24 protein-coding genes are annotated in these 22747 nt (G+C 64.4%); 16 read left to right on the forward strand and 8 right to left on the reverse strand.

All coding sequences use genetic code 11. The annotated features are described in order from the left end of the window. The first annotated feature begins 10 nt into the window (after nt 1-10). The 5 genes from pelF (at nt 11) to ggt (ending at nt 5488) form a co-directional block, all read left to right on the forward strand. Nucleotides 11-1558 carry a GT4 family glycosyltransferase PelF gene (gene pelF, locus ACMV8A_RS07145; RefSeq protein ID WP_495325146.1) on the forward strand — a complete coding sequence of 516 codons (1548 nt, stop codon included), beginning with the start codon at nt 11-13 and terminating at the stop codon, nt 1556-1558. Continuing rightward, on the forward strand, nt 1534-2904 hold the full coding sequence (gene pelG / locus ACMV8A_RS07150; protein ID WP_495325073.1) for an exopolysaccharide Pel transporter PelG: 1371 nt from the start codon (nt 1534-1536) through the stop codon (nt 2902-2904). The genes pelF and pelG overlap by 25 nt, the downstream gene beginning before the upstream one ends. A gap of 73 nt (nt 2905-2977) precedes the next feature. Next, on the forward strand, nt 2978-3457 hold the full coding sequence (coaD, locus tag ACMV8A_RS07155) for a pantetheine-phosphate adenylyltransferase (RefSeq protein ID WP_495325074.1): 480 nt from the start codon (nt 2978-2980) through the stop codon (nt 3455-3457). A gap of 60 nt (nt 3458-3517) precedes the next feature. Further along, nucleotides 3518-3766 carry a YfhL family 4Fe-4S dicluster ferredoxin gene (locus tag ACMV8A_RS07160; protein WP_495325075.1) on the forward strand — a complete coding sequence of 83 codons (249 nt, stop codon included), beginning with the start codon at nt 3518-3520 and terminating at the stop codon, nt 3764-3766. A 69-nt stretch (nt 3767-3835) separates the two neighbouring features. After that, nucleotides 3836-5488, forward strand: coding sequence for a gamma-glutamyltransferase (ggt, locus tag ACMV8A_RS07165; protein ID WP_495325076.1), 1653 nt, complete (start codon nt 3836-3838; stop codon nt 5486-5488). 45 nt (nt 5489-5533) lie between these two features. Here ggt and ACMV8A_RS07170 read toward each other — a convergent pair whose 3' ends face one another. Then, on the reverse strand, nt 5534-6793 hold the full coding sequence (locus ACMV8A_RS07170; protein ID WP_495325077.1) for a diguanylate cyclase domain-containing protein: 1260 nt from the start codon (nt 6791-6793) through the stop codon (nt 5534-5536). Between the two features lie 134 nt (nt 6794-6927). Continuing rightward, a complete protein-coding gene (locus ACMV8A_RS07175) occupies nt 6928-7731 on the reverse strand; it encodes a UDP-2,3-diacylglucosamine diphosphatase (protein WP_495325078.1) in 804 nt (267 codons plus the stop codon). Nucleotides 7732-7920: 189 nt separating this feature from the next. On the opposite strand from ACMV8A_RS07175, the gene ACMV8A_RS07180 reads away from it, so the two are divergent. Further along, entirely contained in the window at nt 7921-9714 is a 1794-nt protein-coding gene (locus ACMV8A_RS07180) for a bifunctional lysophospholipid acyltransferase family protein/GNAT family N-acetyltransferase (protein ID WP_495325079.1), read from the forward strand. Nucleotides 9715-10044: 330 nt separating this feature from the next. Next, nucleotides 10045-10461: a hypothetical protein gene (locus tag ACMV8A_RS07185; RefSeq protein WP_495325080.1), complete on the forward strand. Its 417-nt coding sequence runs from the start codon at nt 10045-10047 to the stop codon at nt 10459-10461. Nucleotides 10462-10602: 141 nt separating this feature from the next. Here ACMV8A_RS07185 and ACMV8A_RS07190 read toward each other — a convergent pair whose 3' ends face one another. Both ACMV8A_RS07190 and ACMV8A_RS07195 read right to left on the reverse strand, forming a co-directional pair. Next, nucleotides 10603-10800: a transposase gene (locus ACMV8A_RS07190; RefSeq protein ID WP_495325147.1), complete on the reverse strand. Its 198-nt coding sequence runs from the start codon at nt 10798-10800 to the stop codon at nt 10603-10605. Between the two features lie 3 nt (nt 10801-10803). Further along, entirely contained in the window at nt 10804-10962 is a 159-nt protein-coding gene (locus tag ACMV8A_RS07195) for a transposase (RefSeq protein ID WP_495325081.1), read from the reverse strand. Nucleotides 10963-11001: 39 nt separating this feature from the next. Here ACMV8A_RS07195 and ACMV8A_RS07200 point away from each other — a divergent pair, with 39 nt between their 5' ends. Both ACMV8A_RS07200 and ACMV8A_RS07205 read left to right on the forward strand, forming a co-directional pair. Beyond that, the gene (locus ACMV8A_RS07200) at nt 11002-11229 is read left to right on the forward strand and encodes a hypothetical protein (protein WP_495325082.1); all 228 of its coding nucleotides are present in this window, start codon (nt 11002-11004) and stop codon (nt 11227-11229) included. Nucleotides 11230-11255: 26 nt separating this feature from the next. Further along, a complete protein-coding gene (locus ACMV8A_RS07205) occupies nt 11256-12062 on the forward strand; it encodes a hypothetical protein (RefSeq protein ID WP_495325083.1) in 807 nt (268 codons plus the stop codon). Between the two features lie 459 nt (nt 12063-12521). Here the strand turns inward: ACMV8A_RS07205 and ACMV8A_RS07210 are convergent, their stop codons facing one another. Next, on the reverse strand, nt 12522-13544 hold the full coding sequence (locus ACMV8A_RS07210) for a GSU2403 family nucleotidyltransferase fold protein (protein WP_495325084.1): 1023 nt from the start codon (nt 13542-13544) through the stop codon (nt 12522-12524). A 201-nt stretch (nt 13545-13745) separates the two neighbouring features. On the opposite strand from ACMV8A_RS07210, the gene ACMV8A_RS07215 reads away from it, so the two are divergent. Further along, nucleotides 13746-14009 carry a hypothetical protein gene (locus tag ACMV8A_RS07215; RefSeq protein WP_495325085.1) on the forward strand — a complete coding sequence of 88 codons (264 nt, stop codon included), beginning with the start codon at nt 13746-13748 and terminating at the stop codon, nt 14007-14009. Next, nucleotides 14009-15490 (forward strand): type II toxin-antitoxin system HipA family toxin, encoded by a 1482-nt coding sequence (locus ACMV8A_RS07220; protein WP_495325086.1) that lies wholly within the window; start codon nt 14009-14011, stop codon nt 15488-15490. Before ACMV8A_RS07215 ends, ACMV8A_RS07220 begins: the two co-directional genes overlap by 1 nt. A 90-nt stretch (nt 15491-15580) precedes the next feature. Here the strand turns inward: ACMV8A_RS07220 and ACMV8A_RS07225 are convergent, their stop codons facing one another. After that, the gene (locus ACMV8A_RS07225; protein ID WP_495325087.1) at nt 15581-17683 is read right to left on the reverse strand and encodes a flagellar assembly protein A; all 2103 of its coding nucleotides are present in this window, start codon (nt 17681-17683) and stop codon (nt 15581-15583) included. Nucleotides 17684-17790: 107 nt separating this feature from the next. Here ACMV8A_RS07225 and msrB point away from each other — a divergent pair, with 107 nt between their 5' ends. Genes msrB through ACMV8A_RS07240 form a run of 3 tightly spaced genes read left to right on the forward strand, consistent with a single transcriptional unit; the run spans nt 17791 to nt 19279 of the window. Continuing rightward, a complete protein-coding gene (msrB, locus tag ACMV8A_RS07230; RefSeq protein WP_495325088.1) occupies nt 17791-18195 on the forward strand; it encodes a peptide-methionine (R)-S-oxide reductase MsrB in 405 nt (134 codons plus the stop codon). Beyond that, nucleotides 18192-18803, forward strand: coding sequence for a TetR family transcriptional regulator (locus ACMV8A_RS07235; protein WP_495325089.1), 612 nt, complete (start codon nt 18192-18194; stop codon nt 18801-18803). The genes msrB and ACMV8A_RS07235 overlap by 4 nt, the downstream gene beginning before the upstream one ends. Before the next feature lie 41 nt (nt 18804-18844). Beyond that, entirely contained in the window at nt 18845-19279 is a 435-nt protein-coding gene (locus ACMV8A_RS07240) for a DUF4426 domain-containing protein (RefSeq protein WP_495325090.1), read from the forward strand. A 93-nt stretch (nt 19280-19372) separates the two neighbouring features. Here ACMV8A_RS07240 and ACMV8A_RS07245 read toward each other — a convergent pair whose 3' ends face one another. Then, nucleotides 19373-19981: a hypothetical protein gene (locus ACMV8A_RS07245; RefSeq protein WP_495325091.1), complete on the reverse strand. Its 609-nt coding sequence runs from the start codon at nt 19979-19981 to the stop codon at nt 19373-19375. A 251-nt stretch (nt 19982-20232) separates the two neighbouring features. Here ACMV8A_RS07245 and nosD point away from each other — a divergent pair, with 251 nt between their 5' ends. Then, complete coding sequence (nosD, locus tag ACMV8A_RS07250; RefSeq protein ID WP_495325092.1) at nt 20233-21447, forward strand: nitrous oxide reductase family maturation protein NosD; 1215 nt, start codon at nt 20233-20235, stop codon at nt 21445-21447. 11 nt (nt 21448-21458) lie between these two features. Here nosD and ACMV8A_RS07255 read toward each other — a convergent pair whose 3' ends face one another. Continuing rightward, nucleotides 21459-22061, reverse strand: a complete 603-nt coding sequence (locus ACMV8A_RS07255) for an arylesterase (protein WP_495325093.1) — start codon at nt 22059-22061, stop codon at nt 21459-21461. On the opposite strand from ACMV8A_RS07255, the gene ACMV8A_RS07260 reads away from it, so the two are divergent. Continuing rightward, complete coding sequence (locus ACMV8A_RS07260; protein WP_495325094.1) at nt 22060-22746, forward strand: ABC transporter ATP-binding protein; 687 nt, start codon at nt 22060-22062, stop codon at nt 22744-22746. The genes ACMV8A_RS07255 and ACMV8A_RS07260 overlap by 2 nt on opposite strands. Nucleotide 22747: the final 1 nt, after the last annotated feature.

The raw sequence follows: 22747 nt of genomic DNA on the forward strand, positions 1-22747 counted from the left end.
GCTGCGACACATGTTCGGCGCGGCGGGCACGGCGGCACCGGTGACCAAGCCGCAGGCCGACGTCACGCTGCTGCTGGAAGGCACCTTTCCCTACGTATCGGGCGGCGTGTCGAGCTGGGTCAACCAGATCATCCGCGGTTTTCCCGATCTGACCTTCGCCGTGGTGTTCATCGGCAGCCGGCCGGAAGATTACGGCGACATGAAGTACAAGATTCCGGATAACGTGGTGGCGCTGGAGACCCATTATCTGTTTGGCGATCACGAACCGCCACCGGTACGCGCGGTGCATGCCGATGCCGACGCCATGGCCGGTGTACGCCGCATGCACGATCGCTTTCGCGCCGGCGCCGACGATCCGCACAACTGGCTGGCCCAGGTGGCGCACGCGTGCCGCCCGGGCGGTGAACTGGACCAGGAGGTGTTTCTGCACAGCCGCGCCGCCTGGGACTACCTCATCGAAATGTTCCGTGCCCACTGTACCGATCCGTCGTTCACCGATTACTTCTGGACCGTGCGCACCATCCATGCACCGATCTGGCAGCTGGTGCGTATCGCCATGGAGTGCCCCCAGGGCCGTGTCTATCACGCGGTGTCCACCGGCTATGCCGGTTTTCTCGGAGCACTGCTCAAGCTGCTGCGCCAGCGCCCGTTGCTGTTGTCGGAACATGGCATCTACACCAAGGAGCGGCGCATCGACCTCTACCAGGCGCAATGGATATCCGACAACCGCAACACCTTCGAGCGCGAACTGGGCGAGGTCAGTCACTTTCGTCGCATGTGGATCCGCTTCTTCGAGGCGCTGGGCCGCGTCACCTACAGCATGTCCGACGATATCGTCGCGCTGTATGAGGCCAACCGCCTGCGCCAGATCACCGATGGCGCGCCAGCAGAGCGCACCCGCAACATCCCCAACGGCATCGACGTGGAACGTTTCGCGCCGCTGCGTGCGCAGCGGCCGGTCGAGATACCACCGGTGTTCTGTCTCATCGGCCGCGTGGTGCCGATCAAGGACATCAAGACCTTCATCCGCGCCGCCCGCGTGGTGATCTCGCGCCAGCCCGAGGCGGAGGCATGGATCGCCGGACCGGAAGACGAGGACCCAGCCTATGCCGACGAATGCCGCCAGCTGGTGCACAGCCTTGGCCTCGACGGCAAGGTGCGCTTCCTCGGCTTTCAACAGCTGACCGAACTGCTGCCCAAGGTAGGCGTGGTGGTGCTCAGCTCCATCAGCGAGGCGCTGCCGCTGGTGCTGCTGGAAGGCTATGCGGCCGGCGTGCCGGCGGTGACCACCGATGTGGGCTCCTGCCGCCAGCTGATCTACGGCCTGACGCCGGCGGATCAGGCCCTCGGTGCCTGCGGCCATGTGGTGGGCATCGCCGACCCGCAGGCACTGGCCGACGGTGTGCACCATCTGCTCACCGACGCCGCGGCCTGGCGCAAGGCCAGCGCCGCGGCCATTGCGCGGGTGGAAACCTATTACACCCAGCCGATGATGTTCGACAACTACCGTTCCCTTTACCAGAAACTGCTCTCATGGCCGGCATCGGATTCGAACTGAGAAAACTGCTGCGCACGGAAAGCTACGGCGGTCTGCTGCAAGCCTATGCCTATGCCGGCGTGATCAGCGCCGGCCCGTGGATCCTTTCCATCATCGGCATCCTGCTCATCGGTATTCTCAGTATCGGCGTGGTGGAGCCGCGTGGCCTGATCGTGCAGTTCCAGGTGTCCGTCACCTACGTGATGGCGGCGTCACTGATCTTCACTGGCCTGGTGCAACTGTCCTTCACCCGCTTCATCGCCGATCGCTTGTTCGAGAAGAAGGACGATTGGGTGCTGCCCAACTTCAACGGCCTGCTGCTCACCACCGTGGTGAGCAGCGGTCTGGTCGGTCTGGCGATCATCGTGCTGCTGTTCGCCCAGGAGTCGGTACTCTACCGGCTGCTGCTGCTCGCCGCCTTCGTCATCATGTGCGCCACCTGGGTCGCCGCGGTATTTCTCTCCGGCATGAAAAAATACAAGGAGATCGTGGCGCTGTTCTTTGTCGGCTATATGGTGGTCATCGCTGCCGCACTGCTGCTGCGTCCCTTCGGCCTGGAGGGCCTGATGGCCGGCTTTGTCAGCGGTCACTTCCTGCTGCTCACCGGCATGATGGCGCTGATCTACCGCAGTTTCCGCTCCAATCGCGGCGTTGGCTTCGATCTGTTCCGGCCCGGCGCCATGTTCAGTTCCCTGATGCTCACCGGCCTGTTCTACAACGCAGCGATCTGGGCCGACAAATTCATCTTCTGGTTCACGCCGGAAACCAGCCAGCACATCATCGGCCCGCTGCGCGCCTCGGTGATCTACGACCTGCCCATCTTCCTCGCCTACCTCGCCATCATCCCAGGCATGGCGGTATTCCTGGTGCGCATCGAAACCGATTTCGTGGAGTACTACGACAAGTTCTACGACTGCGTGCGCGATGGCGCACCGCTGGCCACCATCGAACGCACACGCAACAATCTGGTGCACGCGGCGCGCCAAGGCCTGTTCGACATCGCCAAGATCCAGGCGGTTACCGTGCTGATCATCTTTGCCCTGGGCGAGCGGCTGCTGCAATGGCTCGGCATCTCGCCGCTCTACCTGCCGCTGCTATCGGTGGACGTGGTCGCCACCTCGCTGCAGGTGATCCTGCTCGGCATCCTCAATATTCTGTTCTACCTGGACAAGCGCCGCATGGTGATGATCCTCACCGGTCTGTTCCTGGTGAGCAATACGCTGTTCAGCTGGATCAGCATCGAGCTGGGGGCGTCCTTCTTCGGTTACGGTTTTGCCCTCAGCCTGCTGCTGACCGTCCTCGTCGGGTTGTGGTGGCTGGAGCGGCGCTTCGAGGCGCTGGAATACGAGACCTTCATGCTGCAATAACGGGCCGTCAGCACCGGCGGGTAGCCTGGCTGTCATGCTATGATTCCGCCACGCCCCCCTATCCGGACCACCGATGCACATTACCGCCCTCTATCCCGGCACCTTCGACCCCATCACCAACGGCCACAGCGACATCATCGAACGGGCGTCGCGGCTGTTCTACAAGGTCATCGTCGCCATTGCCGCCAATGCCAAGAAGCAGCCGGCCTTCAGCCTGGACGAGCGCATTGCCATGGCACGCGAGGCCCTGGCCGGGCTGCCCAATGTGGAGGTATGCGGCTTCGACACCCTGTTAGCCGACTACGTGCAGCAGTGCAATGCCCAGGTGATCCTGCGTGGCCTGCGCGCGGTGTCCGATTTCGAGTATGAGTTCCAGCTCGCCGGCATGAATCGCCGCCTGGCGCCCAAGGTGGAAACCCTGTTCCTCACCCCGGCGGAGAACTACGCCTTCATTTCTTCCAGCCTGGTCAAGGAGGTGGCCTCCCTGGGCGGCGATGTGTCCGCCTTCGTCCACCCCAAGGTGCTGGCTGCACTTCAAAACAGATTGCGCTAATATAGTGCGCATTGTATCCATAGGGCGCTGCGGCGTCCGTCAGCAGGAGGTTAGAAGTCCATGGCACTGATGATCACCGACGAGTGCATCAATTGTGATGTGTGCGAGCCCGAGTGCCCCAACGGCGCCATCTCGCAGGGCGACGACATTTACGTCATCGACCCCAATCTGTGCACGGAGTGCGTCGGCCACTACGATACCCCGCAGTGCGTGGAAGTCTGCCCGGTAGACTGTATTCCCAAGGATCCCAGCCACGTGGAAACCCACGAGCAGTTGTTGGCCAAGTACGAAAAGCTGCAAAAGGGCTAAGCCCTGCACCATCATGTTGTACACGCAAGGCCCCGCCCGTCGGGGCCTTGTCGTTTCCGGGAGATCGCCATGTTCCGTCTGTTGCTGCTCCTGCTCTGGCTGCCGCTCGCCCAGGCGGCCCCACCGCCGGCTGCCGCGGTGGCCAGCGCCCACCCCCTCGCCACCGCCGCCGGCCATGAAATCCTCGCCGCCGGCGGCAATGCCTTCGATGCGGCCGTCGCGGTGAGCGCCAGCCTGGCGGTGGTGGAACCCTACAGCTCCGGGCTGGGTGGCGGCGGCTTCTGGCTGCTGCACCGCGCCCGGGACGGCCATCAGGTAATGGTGGACGGGCGCGAACGGGCGCCCCTGGCGGCCCACCGCGACATGTATCTGGACGCTCAGGGCGAGGTGATTCCGGGCCGCTCCATGGACGGCGCCCTGGCCGCCGCCATTCCCGGTGCCCCGGCGGCCCTGGTGCACATCGCCGAGCGTTACGGCCGTCTGCCCCTCAGCCGCAGCCTAGCCCCCGCCATCCGGCACGCCCGCGACGGCTTTGAAGTGAGCGAACACTACCAGCGCATGGCCACGTTTCGTCTGGAGACCCTGCGCACCTCACCGGCCGCCGCGCGCACCTTTCTCAAAGACGGCGCCGTGCCGCCCCTGGGTCACCGCATCCGTCAGCCCGAACTGGCCCGCACCCTGGAGCGGCTGGCGCGCGGCGGCCGGGGCGGCTTCTACGCCGGTCCCACTGCCACGGCGCTGCTTGCCGGCATCCAGGCCGCCGGCGGTATCTGGAGCGCGGCAGACCTGCATGATTACCGCGTGGTGGAGCGGACGCCGGTCCGGGGCACGTTTCGCGGCCTGAACATAACCACCGCCGCGCCGCCCTCCTCGGGCGGCGTCGCCCTACTGCAGATACTCAACATCCTGGCCGGCTACGAGTGGGAGGCGCTGGCGGAGGCGGACCGCGTGCATCTCGCCGTGGAGGCCATGCGCCGCGCCTACCGTGACCGCGCCGAGTTCCTTGGCGACCCCGATTTCGTCACCGTGCCGGTGGCCCGCCTCACCGACCCGGCCTACGCCACAGGGCTGCGCACCGCCATCGACCCGGCGCAGGCCACACCCAGCCGCGACCTGCCCGGTGTGGCGACCGTACCGGGCGGCCACCACACCACCCATTTCTCGATCCTCGACCGCGCGGGCAACCGGGTCGCCGCCACCCTGAGCATCAACTATCCCTTCGGTTCGGGCTTCATGCCGGAGGGCAGCGGCGTTCTGCTCAATGATGAAATGGATGACTTCTCCGCCAAACCGGGCGTAGCCAATGCCTACGGTCTGGTGGGTGCCGAGGCCAACGCCATCGCCCCGGGTAAGCGGCCACTGTCCAGCATGACGCCGACCTTCATCGATGGCCCCGACGGCGTGGCGATCCTCGGCACGCCGGGGGGCAGCCGCATCATCACCATGGTGCTGCTGGGTACGCTGGAATTTGCCGCAGGGCGCGAGCCGTCGGCCTGGGTGGCGCGGCCGCGCTTTCATCACCAGTACCAGCCCGATACCCTCCAGTTCGAGCCGGGGGCATTGAGCGCAGAGGTACAGGACGAACTGACCCTGCGCGGCCACGCCCTGCAACAGGTGCAGCAGCCCTGGGGCAATATGCAGGCGGTATGGTGGGACCGGAAGGGGAAACGCGTGCTGGCAGCGAGCGACCCGCGTGGCGAGGGCGCCGCCGAGGTGCGTTGATGTCGTGAGGGACCGCGCTATTCGCGGTGCAGGCCAAGCAGCAACTCAAACCGCCGTTTCGGCGGCCACCTCCAGCTTGAGCTGCTCCGGTTCGCTGACATACCAGCGGTAGCTGTTCTTGCCGTCGCGCTTGGCCTGATACATGGCGCTGTCCGCCCGCACCAGGGCCTGGTCCACGTCACAGCCGGCCTCCATGGCGACCAGACCGATGCTGCAACCCAGCACGAAGGCGTGCTCGCCGACGACGATGGGACGGGCGAAGATGGCCAGAACCTTGTCCGCCACCGTCTCCGCTTCGGCGATCTCCGCCAGATCGTCCAGCATCAGCACGAACTCATCGCCGCTGACCCGCGCCACGGTGTCACTGCGCCGTACACAATGGCGCAGGCGTTGCGCCACCTCGCGCAGCACCTCGTCACCGGCATGGTGGCCGTAGTTGTCGTTGACGGGTTTGAAATTGTCCAGGTCCAGGTACATGAGCACGATCTGCCGCTGCGAGCGGGCGGCGGCGGCACACGCCTGCTGCACGCGGTCCTGCAACAGCCGGCGGTTGGGCAGGCCGGTGAGACAGTCATGCAGGGCCAGGCGGCGGGTGGTGATCTGGGCATGGCGCAACTGCCAGGTGGCAACCCCACCCACCAGCGCGCACAACACCCCGAACACCCAGGCCCAGGGCTGCATCTCCGCGGGCGCGCGGGAGTAGCCGGCCAAGGTCCAGTGGCCGTCCGGCATGGCCACCTGCAGCTCGGCCTGGGCGGCGGCGAATACCGCCGGCGCTCCCGCCAACAGGCGGCCGTCATTGCCGCGTACCGCCAGCAGGGGTCGATCCGCGGCTACGGACAGGCCGGCCCGCGCCAGCAGGGCGCCGCGATCCAGATCGATTTCAATCTGTCCCCAGGGACGGCGACCATCCTCCTGTGCCGGCACCGGGACCACCAGGCGCAGCGGGGCGCTGGATTGATGGGGCTGGGGCGGGGCGACAAAGGCATGGAGGGGTTCGCCCTCGTGCAGAACCACCACCCCGCGCAGCACGGTGTCATCACGCGACAGACTGCGCAGCACGGCGGCAAAATCCTGCGGGTCAACTGCGGGGTACGTAGTGAGATAGGCACCAAGACCGGTGCCGAGGTAGCGGTATTTGTCGAGCAGGGCCTCGATGCGCGCCCGCAGCAGATGCAGTTCCTGCGCCACCTCGGCCCGTTGCCCGACCGCCAGACGTTGCTGGCTCTGCGCATCGAACAGCAGGACGGTCAGGAGGATGGCCACCGCCACCGTGACACCCGACCAGAGGGGAGAGAGCTTCATCCGTGAATGCCTTACCTGGCTAGCCAACAATCGGTCGAGTATAGCGCCGTACGGGGAAAATTAAACCCGCCTGCGGCGCACAATGTGTGACGGCTCACACAGCGGCACGGCATCCCGCCGCACCGTCCCCCTGTTCACGCCGGCGCCGTACCCGGCACCGCCTCCGATTCGGCAACGTCGTCCTGCAGCCAGTGCACGCTTTCCTCCGCCCAGCGGATCAGGCGCAGCTCGCCCTGCGGCGTTTCCACCAACGCACTGCAATGCTCCACCCAATCGCCTGGATTGGCGTAGCACAGACCGTCGGCATGCAGCAGGGCCGGCTGATGGATGTGGCCGCACACCAGGCCGTCCATATGATGGCGCGCCGCCTCATGCAATGCCGCCTGCTCGAAGCGCTGCACATAGGCCACCGCATTCTTCACCCGCCCCTTGATCCAGGACGACAGCGACCAGTAGGGAAAGCCCAGCGTGCGCCGCGCCCGGTTATAGGCGCGGTTGAGGAGCAGTAATACATCGTAGAAGCCGCTACCCACATGACTGAGCAGGCGATTGCAACGCACGGCACTGTCGAATTCATCGCCATGCACCAGCAGCAGGCGACGACCGGCGAGAGTCTGGTGCACCAGACCAAGGCGCAGCTCGATGCCGTTGAACTCGGCACCGGCATAATCGCGCAACCACTCATCGTGATTGCCGGGGACATAGATCACCCGCGTACCGCGCCGCGCCTTTTCCAGTATCGCCTGCACCACCTCCGTGTGCTGCCGCGGCCAGTACCAGCCGCTTTGCGCCTTCCAGAAGTCAACGATGTCGCCGAGCAGGTAGAGATACTCGCTATCGGTATGGCGCAGAAAATCCAACAGGTGCTCGGCCTGCGCATCACGCGTGCCGAGATGAACATCGGAGATGAAGATGGCACGTAACTGCACTCTGCTCATGGCGGCACTCCCCGTGGCATGCGTTGTGCGCACTGTGCCTGCCGAATGTTGCCGGGAAGCTACGGGTGGGTTAAGAAACGGTTTCGTTTCACGTCTCGATACTCAAAACTGAAGCACTCCCGTCATCCCGTCGTCACACGCCTGCTCTACCGTTACGCCATCGTACTTATATAGCGATGGAGAAACGTCATGACCGCGTGCCCGCGCGCCCACCCCTTCAGCCTCAACGGCAGCCTGCGTCTCACCCACCATGAGCCGTTGAATCGTCTGTTGGAAGGAACCGTGGAACATACCTTCGCCCTGGCACGGCTGGGCCGCATGTATCAGGCCCTGCCCCCCACCATTGACTGCGATCACTTTCTGCAACAGACACTGGATGCATTTCACATCCGCGTACACTGCCCGGAGGAGGCCTTGCAGCGCATACCGGCCAGCGGGCCGCTGGTAGTGGTCGCCAACCATCCCTTCGGCGCGCTCGAGGGCGTGATCCTGGCGCAGCAACTGCGCCGCGTGCGCCCCGACGTGAAGATCCTCGCCAATTACTTTCTGGAACGCATTCCTGAACTGCGTGAACTGTTCATCAGCGTCGACCCGTTCGGCGGCGAGGGCGCCGCCGGTCGCAACCTGCGCCCGCTCAAGCAGGCCATGGCGCATCTGCAGCAGGGCGGACTGCTGGTGATCTTCCCTGCCGGGGAGGTGTCCCGTCGCCGTCTCGATGGTGCCACCATCGATCCGCCGTGGCATAACACTGTGGCGCGGCTGGTGCGCCGCACGGCGGCGCCGGTGGTGCCGGTGTATTTCCCCGGCGGCAACAGCCTGCTGTTCCACTTGGCCGGCCTGCTGCACCCGCGCCTGCGCACGGCCCTTCTGCCACGCGAGCTGCTCAATAAACGCAACCGCACCATCACACCGCGCATCGGCGCAGCGATTCCGTTTGCCAAACTCAAGCCGCTGGATGATGACGTCATGACCGCACAACTGCGGCTACGCTGCTATGCACTGTCTGCGCATACCAAGCGTGCCCCGGAGCGAGTTTCCGGGGGGCAGCCACAGGACGAAATTTCCACTGAGGTGGCAGCGTCCCTGCTCAGCGCCGAGGTCGCAGCCCTGCCACAGGAGCAGCAACTGGATCAAAGCGGCGACTTGCAAGTGTGGTACGCCAAGGCCGACCAGATCCCCTGGCTGCTGCAGGAGATTGGCCGCCTGCGCGAGATCACCTTTCGCGCCGCCGGCGAAGGCACTGGCCGCAGCCGCGATATCGATTTGTACGATGCCTACTACTTACATCTGTTCATCTGGGATCGGGGAAGCAATCAGTTGGTCGGCGCCTATCGTCTCGGGCTGGCGGACGAGATCGTGCGCCACTTCGGCGTCAAGGGGCTCTACACCCACTCGCTGTTCCGCTACCGCGCCCATCTGCTGCAACAGATCGCCCCGGCCATCGAACTGGGCCGCTCCTTTGTGCGTCCCGAATACCAGCGCAGCTACTCGCCGCTGCTGCTGCTGTGGAAGGGCATCGGCCAGTTCGTGGCGCGCCACCCGCACTACCGCACGCTGTTCGGCCCGGTGAGCATCAGCGGCGATTACGCCACACAGTCACAACAGCTGCTGGTGCAATTTCTGCGCGCCAACAATTATCTACCGCAGTTGGCGCGCTATGTGCGGCCACGACGCCCGTTCCGTGCCCCGTGGCGTCCCGGCTGGCTGCATGGTCAGGCGACGCCCGCCGATCTGGAGCAGCTGTCGGAGCTGGTTTCCGCCATGGAAGAGGATCAGAAGGGTGTGCCGGTGTTGCTGCGCCAATATCTGAAGCTGGGCGGCCACATTCTGGGGTTCAACGTGGATCACGCCTTCAATAACGCCCTCGACGGCCTGATCATGGTCGACCTGCGCCAGACCGACGCCAAGGTCCTGGCCAAGTACATGGGCCGGGAGCAGGCAGAACAATTCCGCGCGCTGCATGGCATGGAGAGAGAATCATAAGGAAGGTCTGAATAAGTCCATCCTGGACTTCTAGCCCACGCGAATCGAAAAATGGGCCTACTGGATAGCGCCATGGGCATCATGGTCAGAAAGCTGACCGACTGCTCAAAGCAGCTCGCCGATCGGTTTGTTGCTGGCCTCGGCGAATTGGGGGATGCCATCAACACCTAGAAGGCAGAGCGATACAATCGCGAGCTGGCACGCGCCGCCGAACCCGCCCCTGACGCCTGTTACGCCGCCGCCGTTGCCCGCGCCAACCAGGCCGCCACCGGCAAGGCCCACGAGAACACGGCCGTCGACGCTATCCGCCTCAGTGCTCACTTCGGCAGCATGACCACCAAGGAGTCCGTCAGGGCGCGTCGCGTCCATGCCTCCAAGCTGGTGCATACCTACGGCAAGGGCGCTCCGCGTGAGGGCAAGGACCGCAGCGCCGAGTTCCTCTCCATGACACAGATCGGCAGCTCGCCCGACAGCTCCGACCCCGACGTGCAGGACGCCATGGCATTCATCGAAAATGTCGGTGGCGACACCCTCTACCAGACCCTCGCCGTCGACGAACACACCGCGGGCACCACCAGCACCATCCCCTACGAGTCGGCCCGGGCCACCGATGCTGCCCGCCGCTCCATCGGACTGATGCCCTTCCTGGCCTCCAAGAACGCCCGCCTCGCCGCCAACACCGACACCCCGTCCGAGCGCGACAGCCTCTACGAGGAGGTCGCGCGCACCTACGGCAATGAGAAGTAACTGGAGGGCTACGGCCACGGCAAGCAGCCGGCCGTGGAGGCCTGCAAATTGACCCTGCTGCATAACAAGCTGCTGCTCAAGCAGGTGGAGATGATGGAGCAGGGCAATCTGGTCCTCGCTACCGTCATCCTTGAAGGGGCATCACTGATTCGAGTGGGTTGAATCACCGATCCCCACCTGAGCGTGGTATAGGTCAAGGCCGCCGAGATGGAAGTAGATCGCATTGCGGAAGCGCGCCCGATTACGGAAACCCCGCGCCCGGCTCTTCATGCGCTGGATGCGGCTATTGATGCTCTCGGCATGACCGTTATGTACCTTCAAGACAACGGCATTGATGATGCCCTACAGGTGTTTCTTGATGGTCGCAGCCGTTTTCTTCACTGGCTCCAGCCGGCTGCGTACCGCCCAGGACAGCCAGCGTGTCCAGTCCTTGGCCGCCCAGGTGCGGCTGCTGTAATGCCACAGGCCCATGGCGAATTCCTTGAAGGGGTTGCTCGGCAAGGGATTTGCGCGCAGCGCCGGGCGCGTAGAGAGGCCGCCATGACTGTCGTCGACCTGCCCACCCGCATCCTCGAAGTGCTTGACGAACACCCGGCACTCTCCGATATTGAGGTCAGCCGGGCCATCTTCGGCCCGGACGCCGGCTATCATTACCTGTCGGTCTATGGCGAACTCATCCGCCTGAAGAACGAACAGAAACTGCGTTACCGTGCCAGCGACATCCCCGGCGTCCCGCACTGGTACCGGCCGGATCGGCGTTTCATATAGTACTTAAGCGATACAAGGAGGGCAGCATGAAAGAGCTTTTCATTCCAATGATGTTCGACAACAGCCAGGCACTTCAGGATGCCGAGGAGATCGGCCGGCTGACCGCCCAAGTCCGGAATCTCTCGCACCAGCTGGCCAACCAGCAGGCAATCGCGAACAATCTGCGCAACGATCTGGCCTACTCCCAGCAGGCCGCCCAGAGCTACGCCGAACTCGCCGAGAGCTACCGGTGTCGTCACAACAATCTGTGTGACACGAATAACAAAATGTTCGAGGATCCGCACGGGCTACAGGCCTGGGTGCAGTACAGTCTGCTCAATATGCGCGGCCGGCTCGCCACGAAGCCCGAGAACAACTACACCGACGCCGAGCGCCGCGAGATAAACAAGGGCCTGGTGGCCTTCGCCTACGTCCTGTGGAAGGGCATGACCCGCTTCATGCGCCTCTATGTCGAGGCCGAGGGGCAGCTGCAGGCGCTGCTGGATCGCGTGAAGAAGAAAGAGGACATCCCGGAAGGCGAGCTGGGGCGCATCTTGTTCGACGTGACCCAGTACATGGTTTTGGCCCAGGATCTCCGCCTGCCGAGCTGGCCGGGTCTGGGTTGGAACCCGAGCAGCACCAACCCCACCCTGCGCGAGCGGATCCTACAGGCCCAGCAAACCCTCAAGAATGAAATGGAGGGGGGCGGGACTTGTATGAAGGGAGGGGAGGTCATCTTTGAGCCGAACGGCAACCGCCTGATCCCTGGTCCTGTCAGCACGCGCTGGAAGGGTGGCATCCGCACCATGCTTGAAGAGGACTGGGGCTACATCATGGGCAAGCAGTTCAAGTAACCCCGACGCCCGCGCATATCTACTTGTTTTTTTGTTTGTTGTCCTTTACTTTTCGTTTATCGTAATAGAAAGGACAATTCCCGGTGGATTGCCGCCCCTTGGATGTGGAACACTACCTTGGGCTGTCGTTCGATGATGAGTGCCTGACCGTCTTTCCGGCCAGAATCCGCGCATTGGTACGCGATTTGCGCCCGACAAGGCCCATCTCGACAGTCCCATCATCACTTTCACCGTAACGGTGTGCACAAGCCTCGATATTCTTCCTGTAGAGGAGAGAACGATGCCCCCGAAATCACCTCTCACCCAGCAACGCCCCCAGCGGCCACGGGCACGCCGCATGGCTGCAGTGCCGACACCCCCTGCCGTGGAGCCTGTCCGGGGCGAATGGGGGTGGTCCACCCGGCTTCTATTGAACCAGATTGACCGCCTTCTGCTGACCGAAAGTCGCTAACCGCCTATTCAAGGCGCCAAATCATTGTCCCGTGAAAACACCCGCACAGATTGCGGAAACATGCGCTCTGCGTTTGCATCAAGGTGCATGTGTGGAAACTTGTCTCGCACCAGACTGATCGTCGCCTTCGCCTGCAGTTCGTCGCGGCGCCGTTTGGCAGGCTCCCGATCCGGGCGCTGACTCAGCCACAGTTTGTAGACCGCAAACGCCCGCGGATCAGGGCATACCATAGGTGCCGGAAGCCCGTCCTGCCCGATCACGACAGCATGAAATTTCTCACTGGCGAGCAGCCACTGGATATTCGGCAGCCACGACGGCTTGAGGTCATTGACGGCAAGTTGCGCTGGGTCACCCTGTTTCCAGGGTGGATTTGGTGTAGGCCGAACCAAATCTACGAGAAACCCCGCCTTGTTCACCGCCCTGAAGCTCCCTTTGTCCGACAGAGGAGCGAACGAGCTGTCCACCTTCTTCAGAACCCCCAGTACGCCAGCATCAGCGACCGCCTCGTCAAACAGCGCGAGCTTCAAGCGAGACCCGGCATCCCACAGAAGATCCATGTCTGTCGTGGCCAAGAGCCCCACGTCGAAGTTCACCCCGGCCATCGCCTCGTAGGCGTACATGGCGTTGGTGCCGATCACCATCAGGTTCTTGCCAAGTAGCCCGTAGTCATCGAGCCTGCGCAACGTGGCGGCCACAACCGTTGGGACACGGTTGACCAGCACTCCACGCGCCATACCTCCCAACTCCCGAAGTGATTGCGCGAGAGCCGCCTCACGCTCCTTGGCGCGGGCCTTGCCCGCAACAAACTCCTGGTAAACAACCTCCGTTTCTGGTGACCGCGGCCCCAGACTCTTGGTGCCACCGCGACGATTGATGACTTTGACGAGGTATTCGTGTCCGGCGACCTTTTTCCAGGCCATCCCTCCCGCATATTTGGCTGCGTTGCGTCGCGCCTCACGGTACGCCTCGTAGGTCTGCCTCAGATCAATGGCGACACGCAGCTGATTAAGCGATAACTCTTGGTATTCCATCGCATTTCCTTTCATTTGCCATTTCTTGGCATGGTGAAAGGAAATGTCTCTACTGTCAATCCGTTATAGTGATATGCGCCATTAACGCAACCCAGCGGGGTTGCTGGCCTCCGTGCCGGCACAGAGTCTCGCACTCATTGACTATTTACGCAATCACAACCAGACTTAACCCATGGTTCCTAGTTAATTGCGTATATAGTCATGGCGCGACGCGCTTTTCATGAACCCGAAGCCTTTCAGGGGGTGCTGGAGCAGATCCTCAAGGCCGCCGAAGCGCAGGGCATCGACGAGAGTGCCCTGGCCCGGCGTGCGGGCGCGCGACCGGAAACCCTCTCCCGCATGAAGACCCGCGGCAACGGCGACTTCGGGCTGTTGGCCAAGCTGGCACGCGTCGTCGGCCTGCGCCTGACGGTCGTGCCGGACAGTGAACCGCTCGACGCCCTCCGGCGCGGGGAGTTCTTCTGATGGCCGACTATCACGCCGTCGTCTGGACCCGCCTGCCCACCGGGCCGCTCAAGATGGGCGACCTGGTGGTGACGCCGCAGGAAACCCGCTTCAGCTACACCACCGAGTTCCTGGCCCTCGGGCCACAGGCGGCCGGGCTGTCCCTCCTCTCCTCGTCGCAGCTGTATGGCCGTAACCCGGTGGTCTTCCCTGCCCGGGACACTTTCCCTCTCCACCCGCGCCTCATGGCGCTGATCCCCGGTGAGGGGCGTGGCAACCTGCAGCGGCGACTCTACACCCGTCTCCTCCAGACCCGCCCCGTACCACCTGCCCCCGGATTCGAGACGGACTGGGAGTTGCTGCTGCTCACCGGCCACAACGGCATCGGCCACCTCGATGTGTTCCGCGATGACCGTGCCGTGGTGGAGGCCTACGCGCGCACAACCCCTGCCCCAACCAACCGCGCCGACCGCTCGCGCTTCTGGCAAACCATTCGTGACGACGTGGCCCTGAATGTGGAGTTGATGGATACCGCGGTGGTGGCCGAGCTGCTCGGGCCGACACCCTCCGCCGGCGGCATGATCCCCAAGCTATTGGTGGCCATCCCCGATGCGCCCGACTGGGACGGTACCTTCGCCCGGCCCGGCACTCGCGCGGTAGACGGCCGCCCCTTCGTCGATGTGGTACTCAAGATTGAGCCGGCCGAATACCAGGGTATCGCCGAGCTGGAGGCCCTGTGCCTGCAGCTGCACCGGGAGGCCGGGTTCGAGGTGCCCCGCTTCTGGCGCGTGAGCCTTGATGGCCTGGAGCTGCTGGCCATCGAGCGTTTCGACCGCACACGCGACGGCCTGCCCATCCCGATGGAAACTCTGTTCTCGGTATTTGCCACCGGCAACCGCCGCTTCAGTTCCAACCAGGACACAGACCTTGCCGAGATGGCGCTCTGGCTGGAGAAGCTCGCCACCGTGACGGCGCTCGACGTACGCGCCACCCAGCGGGAAATATACCGGCGGCTGTGTTTCGCGGTCGCCACCGGCAACGGCGACATGCACCTGCAAAACCTGTCCTTCCTGGGAGGGCCGGCCGACGTGCGACTCTCCCCTGTCTACGACCCGGCACCGATGCGGGCCTGGCCGCGGCACGATGTCCGCTTCGCTATCCCTCTGGACTTCGATGATGCCATCGGGGGCTTCCGCGCCAACCTCATCGCCCTGGGAGTTCACTATGGCCTGACACGAACCCAGGCCGAGGAGATGTTGGCGTGGGCATTGGATCAGACCGCTGATTATGTGGACCGGGTGCAGGCCCTGAAAGGCGTCCCCGCAGAACGGCGTGCGCGACTGGTCTCAGTGGTAGCTGCCGAGCGCCAACGCCTCACCGGCGCCAGCCTCTCTCTACCTCCCCCGGCCCCACCATCCTCATCCGGAACTTCGCCTCCTACTTCGAGCACACAAAACAAACCGATAGGCGGCAGGGGCGCGGGTAGCTGTAAGCCGAGATAACAACTAGCAGGTATCTTTTTAATCTATCATCGCTGGAAGACGGCGGCACATCCCTGTGCCGCGGGCGCTCTGAACTTATTCAGAGCGCCCCTAACCCTTGGGCACCAACTGCCAGGCGGTGTCGCCCTGCGCACTGGTCACCTCACGCTCCTCCAACCAGAGCAGCTTTTTGTCTTCCTGCAATTTCGTTTCACTGTGGGGAGCGCGAATGACGGTGCCCTGGTAGGTCGTTTTCTGCACCTTGAGCTCCGCACGCCCGGGCGTTTCCTGCATCCACTCACGCAGGCGCACGATCTCCGCGCGTAGCGCAGCGATCTCCTCCTGCGTTGCCGCCTGCCGCGTCTGTAGCGCGGCCAGGGCGGTTTCCGCGGCATCCTGCTCATCAAACAGCGTGTTGATCTCCTGCTCGGTCACGGCACTCTGCTGCGCCAGCCGTTCCAGTTGCTGCTGTGCCGCGCCATCGCCACGCCGCGCCGCCTTTTCCAATTCGCGTTGCTGCACCAGCGCCTTGTCCTGCACCTGCGCCAGCGCGGCGATACGCGGCTCCAGCGCATTGCGCTGCTGGACCAGCATCGCGTTCTCCTCATCCATGGCGAGCAGGGTCTGCTCCAGCGCGGCGATGGCCGCCTCATGCTGCGTTATCTGATTCAATACGCGCTCATCAATACCGATGCTGATGTGGCAAGGCGGCGATGAAATGGAACCGACCTCCTGCACGATCACACCGCCTTTGGCCGAGACCGTGGAGGCCAGCAGGGTGCAGGTCTCGCCGTGGAATACACCGCTGGTCTCGATGCCAGACTCAACCACCTCGCGCTGCGCCACCACGTCGCCCATCGCCTCCACATGGCTGGTGTGGAAGTATTTCGCCTTCACCACACCGTCGGCGCGTATGCGCGCACCGATGACGCCACCGGCGACGACCACATCGCCTTCGGCTTCGATTTCGCCGCCCTCGATCTCCTTGGCCACCAGTTCGCCGCACTTGACGTGAAAGCCCGGCTGCACGGTGCCATTGACGATGACGCGGCCGGCAAAATTCACATGGCCGGTGTTGTAACCAAGGTCGCCTTCAATGCGGTATTCCGGGTGCACGGCGATCACTCCGGAGGCGGTGAGTACCGGATGACCGGCCACCTGCGCCGCCACCGTCAGGCGATCCGGCTCCAGTTGCGCGCCATTGCCCGCCTGCAGGCGCGCATCCTTGACCTTGGCCACCTTGAGCACCCGGCCATGCACGTCGCGTCCCGGCACACCATCCACCGCCGGCTGCTTGCGCGCCAGTACCGTGCCTACCGCGACTTGGGGTATGTCGCCACGGTCCTTGAAGTCCATCGCATCGTCGCTCTCGCGCCCCGCCTTCAGGGGATGCAGGTCAAACAGGTATTCAACCACGGCATCCTGTCCCGGCTGCGGTGCCTGCCCCTGGGCCAGCGGCAATGCCTTGTTCAGGGGTGCCGCCGGATCGCAGGCCTGTTGCAACGCCGCCTCATCGATGCCGTATTCGATGTGCGCCTTGTGCAAGGCCTCGCGCACGGTATCCGCTGTCGGCCGTTGGGCGGCATTGCGCAGGGTAATGAAGGCGGTGAGATTGTCCGGGGCAATGCTGATGGTATACGCCTCACCCGCCGGCGCGGATTCCGGGGTAAGGGTGGCCGGCGGCGGGGTCGCAGCGGACTCGGTGCCAGCGGGCAATGCCGTAGCCATCGGCGTTGCAGGTGCGGATGCAGGTGCAGGTGCCGAAGCCTGCGCAGCGTGCGCCGTGGTGATCTCCTCCTGCCGCGCCCGGTGCTGCACCTTGAGCAGGATGTCGCGCTGTTCGGCGGTGATGACGTGTTGGCGCACCAACATCTCACCGATGAGCACCTCCTTGTGCTCCTTCATGAACAGGATCTTCTGCACCTCCATAGCGGCATTGATCTGCTCATGGGTGGCCCAGCCACGGGCAATGGCCAGATCACCGAAGCGCTTGTCGCTGATGCGCACCGACTTGAAGCGCCGCACCGTCTCCACATAGTCCAGCTGGGCACGGCTGAGCATCCCTTCTTCCACATAGACCAGGCCCGGATCGTGCTCATCGTCCAGCGGCTTGGCCGCGCGCGCGGCCAGCGCCGCCTGCACCTGCGCCTGCGTCAGCAGGTGCAGGCGTTCGGCCACCTCACCGATCTCGCGTGTCAACTCCAGCGCCGTCATGGGCACACTCCCCCGCATGAATTCCGTACGGTCTTTGCGTCTTATAACAGAAATGCCCCGCGGCCGCCCTTGACCTAAACTTGGGAAAACCAGCGGAGGCGACAGCCATGAATGACAAGGTACACAAGAGCGAAACCGAATGGCAGGCGCAGCTGAGTCCGGAACAGTACCGCGTGCTGCGCCAGGCTGGCACCGAGCGGGCTTTCAGCGGTGCGCTGTATCACCATCACGGCAGCGGTATCTACCACTGCGCCGCCTGCGGCGCCGCGCTGTTCCGCTCGGCGCAGAAATACGACTCCGGCAGCGGCTGGCCCAGCTTCTGGGCGCCCATCGACGGCGCCCTGGAGACGCGCACCGATACCGGCCACGGCATGGTGCGGGTGGAAGTGCGTTGCGCGCGGTGCGAGAGTCATCTTGGCCATGTATTCGAAGACGGCCCCCCGCCCACCGGCCTGCGCTACTGCATCAACTCCCTGGCACTGGCCTTCGAAGAGAAGGAGGACTCACCATGAGCGACGAACTGGCCCGTCACATCATCAACACCGCGCTGGAACTGGCCAACCAGCGTTCGTGGGAGGAGATACGGCTGCACGAAGTCGCGGCGGCGGCCGGCATCAGCCTGGAGGATATCCGCCACCACTTCCGCGAAAAGGATGCGCTCATCGACGCCTGGTTCGATCGTGCCGATGCCGCCATGCTGGCAGAGGCCGCGCAGGCGGACTTCACGCCGCTGCCGGCGCGCCAGCGCATCGAGCGCGCCCTGTTCGCCTGGCTGGGCGCCCTGCAACCCTACCGCCGCGTCACCCGCGAGATGATCCTGTCCAAGTGCGAACCGGGCCATATCCATATCCAGTTTCCCGCCATCATGCGCATCAGCCGCACGGTGCAGTGGCTGCGCGAGGCGGCCGGGGTCAAGGACGCCTTTGCGCGGCGCGCACTGGCCGAGACCGTGCTCACCGGCATCTATCTGACCGTTTTCATCCACTGGTTGAACGACGATTCGGCCGCGGCCGAGCGTACCCGCCGCCTGCTCGCTCGGTTGCTGGCCCAGGCCGAATGGGCGGCCCGCCTGCTGCCCGGCTTCGCTGCCGCAGAACACCCGTTGGCAGGACAGTCCTGAGCTATGGTTGATCGCATGAGTAGGACAAGGGAGGGTTCATCATGCCCAGACTGATCACCGCGGTACTGGGCAGCGCGCTGTTGCTGGCGCTGTTCCCGCTGCAGGCAGACAACGTCGAGCGCTTCGACGGCTACGTGGTCCACTACAACGTCTTCAACGCCGACATGCTGGATCCGCGCGTGGCACAGACCTACCGGCTGCGCCGCGGCTGCGGCGACGGGGCGCTCACCGTCGCCGTGCGCAGCGAAGGCGGTGCGGCGGTGGCCGCCGACATCAAGGCCACGATGATCACGCTGGTGGGACAGCGCACGGTGGTTGCCATGCAGGAGGTGAGGGACGGCCGGAGCGTGTACTACGTTGGCGGCTTCCCCATCACCGCCGACGCGGAACCCCTGAAATTCAGCCTCAGCCTGCGCCCCGAGGGCAGCCCGCGCGAACGCAGTCTCCAATTCAGCCGCCAGCTGTTCCGCTGTTAGGGAAGGTTTGAAGAAGTCGACCCTGGACTGGTCGTTGGAACATGGCGGCACATCCCTGTGCCGCGGAGACTCTGAACTTACTTCAGGGCTTACTTAACGCTTCTTGCTTGGCGCGTAATTGCCATAGCCGCGGCTGACCAACTGACCGTCACGTACCAGCTGATCCAGTACCTTGCTCAAGTCGGTCGCGGCAACGCCGCGGGCACGCAGCTGCTCCTTGAGCAGGCTTTCGCTGATGGACTGGCGGGTGGCCATGATCTCCATCACCACATCGGCCAGCTCGTCCAGCCGCGAGGGCTTGTCGCTGACCCGGCGTACCGGGGCGGGCTTCTCCGGCGCCGGCTCGGGCGCCGCTGCGGCCGGGCGGCTGGCAGGGGCCGGCTTGGGGGCAGACTTGGCCGCGGGGGCTTCACCGCCGCCCATGTCCTGCTCCAGCTCGGTCAGCGTCTTGTCGACCAGGGCCAGAGCCGCCTGATGCTTGGTAATGAGCTGCTCGCGTTGCTTTTGCAGCGCCTGCAACTCCTTGTCGTTGGCCGCCAGCGCCTGCTCATACTCCCGCATCAGTTGCTCGCGGCGCTTGCGCACCTCGCCGATGCGCTCCTGGGCAGCGGCGCGCCTGGCCGCCTCCTCTTCCGCGTGTTTCTTCTTGTTTGCCAGCTCGAACAGCTGTTCGGCCGACATGTCCTCGATATTCACCAGCATATGAACAATCCTTGGTTCCTGGGCCAGCGGCCCGTCCTGCTGGGACCGGCGCCGGCCAAAATGATTCCGGCGGCGATTCTACTCCACTCGCCCGGCCGACAAAACGTGGCAGCGCAAGGCGCGTCGCCGTCGACCCGGGCCAACCGGCTTTGTTCTGGATCAAGGATCAGGGCCGGCAACTAGGGATATAGTAGGCAGCAAATCTGTATCACGCCCTGTGCGTAGGGCCACTTCCGGACGACCCGCCTTCCATGATGAATCGGCTCTGGCTCATGGCCGGACTGCTGACCGGGCTGCTTGCTGCGGTGCCGGCTTATGCCCTGCCGCCGCTGCAGATGTTCATCGACATTACACCGCCCGGCGGCGTAGTGCGACCGCCGCCGGGCAGCTATGCAGGGCCGGTGGTGATCCGCCGCCCCCTCACCCTGGAAGGGGAGGGCCGCATCACCATCGATGCGGGCGGCCGCGGCACCGTGCTCAGCATCCTGGCCGACGGCGTCACCGTGCGCGGCCTGCGCCTCACCGGCTCTGGCGAGTCCCACGACAGCGTGGATGCCGGCCTCCTGGTGGAGGGCAGCGACAACCTCGTCGAGGACATCGCCATCGACAACGCCCTGTTCGGCATCCACCTGCGTCAGGCCCGGCGCAACACCTTGCGCAACAACCGCATCAGCTCCAAGTCCCGCGAGGTGAATCTGCGCGGTGACGGCATCCGCCTGTGGTACAGCAGCGACAACCTCATCGAGGGCAATGTGCTGCGTGACGTGCGCGACATCTTCCTCATCAACTCACCGGACAACCGCATCCTCGGTAATGACGTGCGCGACAGCGGTGTCGGCATCCAGCTGGTCTACGCACCGGGCAATCTGCTGGAGGACAACCGCATCGAGGCCAATACCACTGGCATCGTGCTGGTCTATTCCGACGACAACATCATCCGCCGCAATCGCCTGCACCACCTGCGCAGCGCCTCCGGCTCCGCTCTGGCGGTGAAGGAAAGCTCCGGCATCCTGATTGAAGACAATGACATCCTGCACTGCGCCATCGGCCTCCTCGCCAACGCCCCGATCCATCCGGAGAATACGCTGGAGTTAAGGAACAACCGCTTCGCCTACAACGACGTGGCCATGTATTTCTACGGAGAGAAGGGCGGTCACACCATTCAGGGCAACCGCTTCGAACAAAACCTGCAGGACATCGCCGTCAGCGCCGCCACCAGTGCGCGCGACAATCACTGGCACGGCAACTATTGGGATCAGTACACGGGTTTCGACCGCGACGGCGACGGCACCGGCGACCTGCCGCACGAGATATATCTCTACTCGGATCGTATCTGGATGGACCGCCCCATGACCCGCTTCTTCCGCGGCTCGCTGATGCTCGACCTCATCGACTTCATCGAGCGCCTCGCCCCATTCAGCGAACCGCCGCTGGTGCTGCGCGATCCAGCGCCGCGCGTGCGCTGACCACCGCTCGGTCAGCGCAGCAACGGCTCCAGCACCGGCCACACCGTATCGAGCAGCAAAGGCTGCGCCAGCGCGTTGGGATGCAACTGATCCGCCTGGATCAGCGTGGGGTCGAGGGCCACCCGCTCCATCAGAAACGGCACCAGCGGCAATTGGTGTCTGGCGGCCAGCTCCTGGTAGACGGCGGCGAAGCGCTCGGTGTAGACCCGGCCATAGTTGGGCGGGATCTGCATACCGATGAGTAGCACCTTGATCCCGCGTGTCTTGGCCCGCATCACCATGGCATCGAGGTTGTCGCGCATCGCCTGGAGCGACAGGCCGCGCAGGCCGTCATTGGCGCCCAGCTGCAACAGCAACCAATCGGGGCGGTGCTGGTCCAAGGCCGCATCCAGCCGCGCCAGCCCGCCGGCCGTGGTCTCGCCGCTGATGCTGACATTCACCACCCGGTGCGGCAGGCCGCGCTGTTCCAGCCGCTGCTGCAGCAGCACCACCCAGCCCTGCTCCGGCTCCAAGCCGTAACCGGCGCTGAGGCTGTCGCCCAGCACCAGCAACGTGCCTGCCTGTACATTGCAGGCGACAATGAGCAACAGAATTGAAATCAGGAAATTGCGCATGATGGAACCGATTGTCTCCGCCGAGCAGGTGGGCAAGCAAGTGGAAGTGGCCAGCGGCATGCTCACCATCCTCGAGGCGGTGAGCTTCAGCGTGGCTGCCGGCGAGAGCCTGGCCATTGTCGGCGTCTCCGGCTCGGGCAAGTCCACCCTGCTCGGCCTGCTCGCCGGCCTCGACCTGCCGACGAGCGGCCGCATCCGGCTCGCCGGCAAGGAACTGAGCGCCCTGGACGAGGACGGCCGCGCCCGCCTGCGCGGGCAGAAGGTGGGCTTCGTGTTCCAGACCTTCCAGCTGCTGCCCGGTCTCACCGCGCTGGAGAACGTGATGCTGCCGCTGGAGCTGGCGGGTAACGCGGCAGCCGCCGCCCAGGCGACACAACTGCTGGAGCGTGTCGGCCTGGCGCAGCGCCTCGATCACTATCCCAAGCAGCTGTCCGGCGGCGAACAGCAGCGCGTGGCCATCGCCCGCGCCTTTGCCGGCGGCCCGGCATTGCTGTTCGCCGACGAGCCCACCGGCAACCTGGATGCCGCCACCGGCGGGCGCATCATCGACCTGCTGTTCGCGCTCAACGCCGAACAGGGCACCACCCTGATCCTGGTCACCCACGACGACAAGCTGGCCGCCCGTTGCGGCCGCCGCCTGCACCTGGACGCCGGCCGCGTGGTGGCCGACGAGCGCAAGGACTGAC

It is taken from the genome of Sulfurivermis sp., assembly GCF_059410345.1.

Coding starts and splice junctions, on each gene's coding strand:
- pelF (WP_495325146.1), top strand. CDS start 11: ATGTTCGGCGCGGCGGGCACGGCGGCACCGGTGACCAAGCCGCAGGCC.
- pelG (WP_495325073.1), top strand. CDS start 1,534: ATGGCCGGCATCGGATTCGAACTGAGAAAACTGCTGCGCACGGAAAGC.
- coaD (WP_495325074.1), top strand. CDS start 2,978: ATGCACATTACCGCCCTCTATCCCGGCACCTTCGACCCCATCACCAAC.
- ACMV8A_RS07160 (WP_495325075.1), top strand. CDS start 3,518: ATGGCACTGATGATCACCGACGAGTGCATCAATTGTGATGTGTGCGAG.
- ggt (WP_495325076.1), top strand. CDS start 3,836: ATGTTCCGTCTGTTGCTGCTCCTGCTCTGGCTGCCGCTCGCCCAGGCG.
- ACMV8A_RS07170 (WP_495325077.1), bottom strand. CDS start 6,793: ATGAAGCTCTCTCCCCTCTGGTCGGGTGTCACGGTGGCGGTGGCCATC.
- ACMV8A_RS07175 (WP_495325078.1), bottom strand. CDS start 7,731: ATGAGCAGAGTGCAGTTACGTGCCATCTTCATCTCCGATGTTCATCTC.
- ACMV8A_RS07180 (WP_495325079.1), top strand. CDS start 7,921: ATGACCGCGTGCCCGCGCGCCCACCCCTTCAGCCTCAACGGCAGCCTG.
- ACMV8A_RS07185 (WP_495325080.1), top strand. CDS start 10,045: ATGACCACCAAGGAGTCCGTCAGGGCGCGTCGCGTCCATGCCTCCAAG.
- ACMV8A_RS07200 (WP_495325082.1), top strand. CDS start 11,002: ATGACTGTCGTCGACCTGCCCACCCGCATCCTCGAAGTGCTTGACGAA.
- ACMV8A_RS07205 (WP_495325083.1), top strand. CDS start 11,256: ATGAAAGAGCTTTTCATTCCAATGATGTTCGACAACAGCCAGGCACTT.
- ACMV8A_RS07210 (WP_495325084.1), bottom strand. CDS start 13,544: ATGGAATACCAAGAGTTATCGCTTAATCAGCTGCGTGTCGCCATTGAT.
- ACMV8A_RS07215 (WP_495325085.1), top strand. CDS start 13,746: ATGGCGCGACGCGCTTTTCATGAACCCGAAGCCTTTCAGGGGGTGCTG.
- ACMV8A_RS07220 (WP_495325086.1), top strand. CDS start 14,009: ATGGCCGACTATCACGCCGTCGTCTGGACCCGCCTGCCCACCGGGCCG.
- ACMV8A_RS07225 (WP_495325087.1), bottom strand. CDS start 17,683: ATGACGGCGCTGGAGTTGACACGCGAGATCGGTGAGGTGGCCGAACGC.
- msrB (WP_495325088.1), top strand. CDS start 17,791: ATGAATGACAAGGTACACAAGAGCGAAACCGAATGGCAGGCGCAGCTG.
- ACMV8A_RS07235 (WP_495325089.1), top strand. CDS start 18,192: ATGAGCGACGAACTGGCCCGTCACATCATCAACACCGCGCTGGAACTG.
- ACMV8A_RS07240 (WP_495325090.1), top strand. CDS start 18,845: ATGCCCAGACTGATCACCGCGGTACTGGGCAGCGCGCTGTTGCTGGCG.
- ACMV8A_RS07245 (WP_495325091.1), bottom strand. CDS start 19,981: ATGCTGGTGAATATCGAGGACATGTCGGCCGAACAGCTGTTCGAGCTG.
- nosD (WP_495325092.1), top strand. CDS start 20,233: ATGATGAATCGGCTCTGGCTCATGGCCGGACTGCTGACCGGGCTGCTT.
- ACMV8A_RS07260 (WP_495325094.1), top strand. CDS start 22,060: ATGATGGAACCGATTGTCTCCGCCGAGCAGGTGGGCAAGCAAGTGGAA.
- ACMV8A_RS07255 (WP_495325093.1), bottom strand. CDS start 22,061: ATGCGCAATTTCCTGATTTCAATTCTGTTGCTCATTGTCGCCTGCAAT.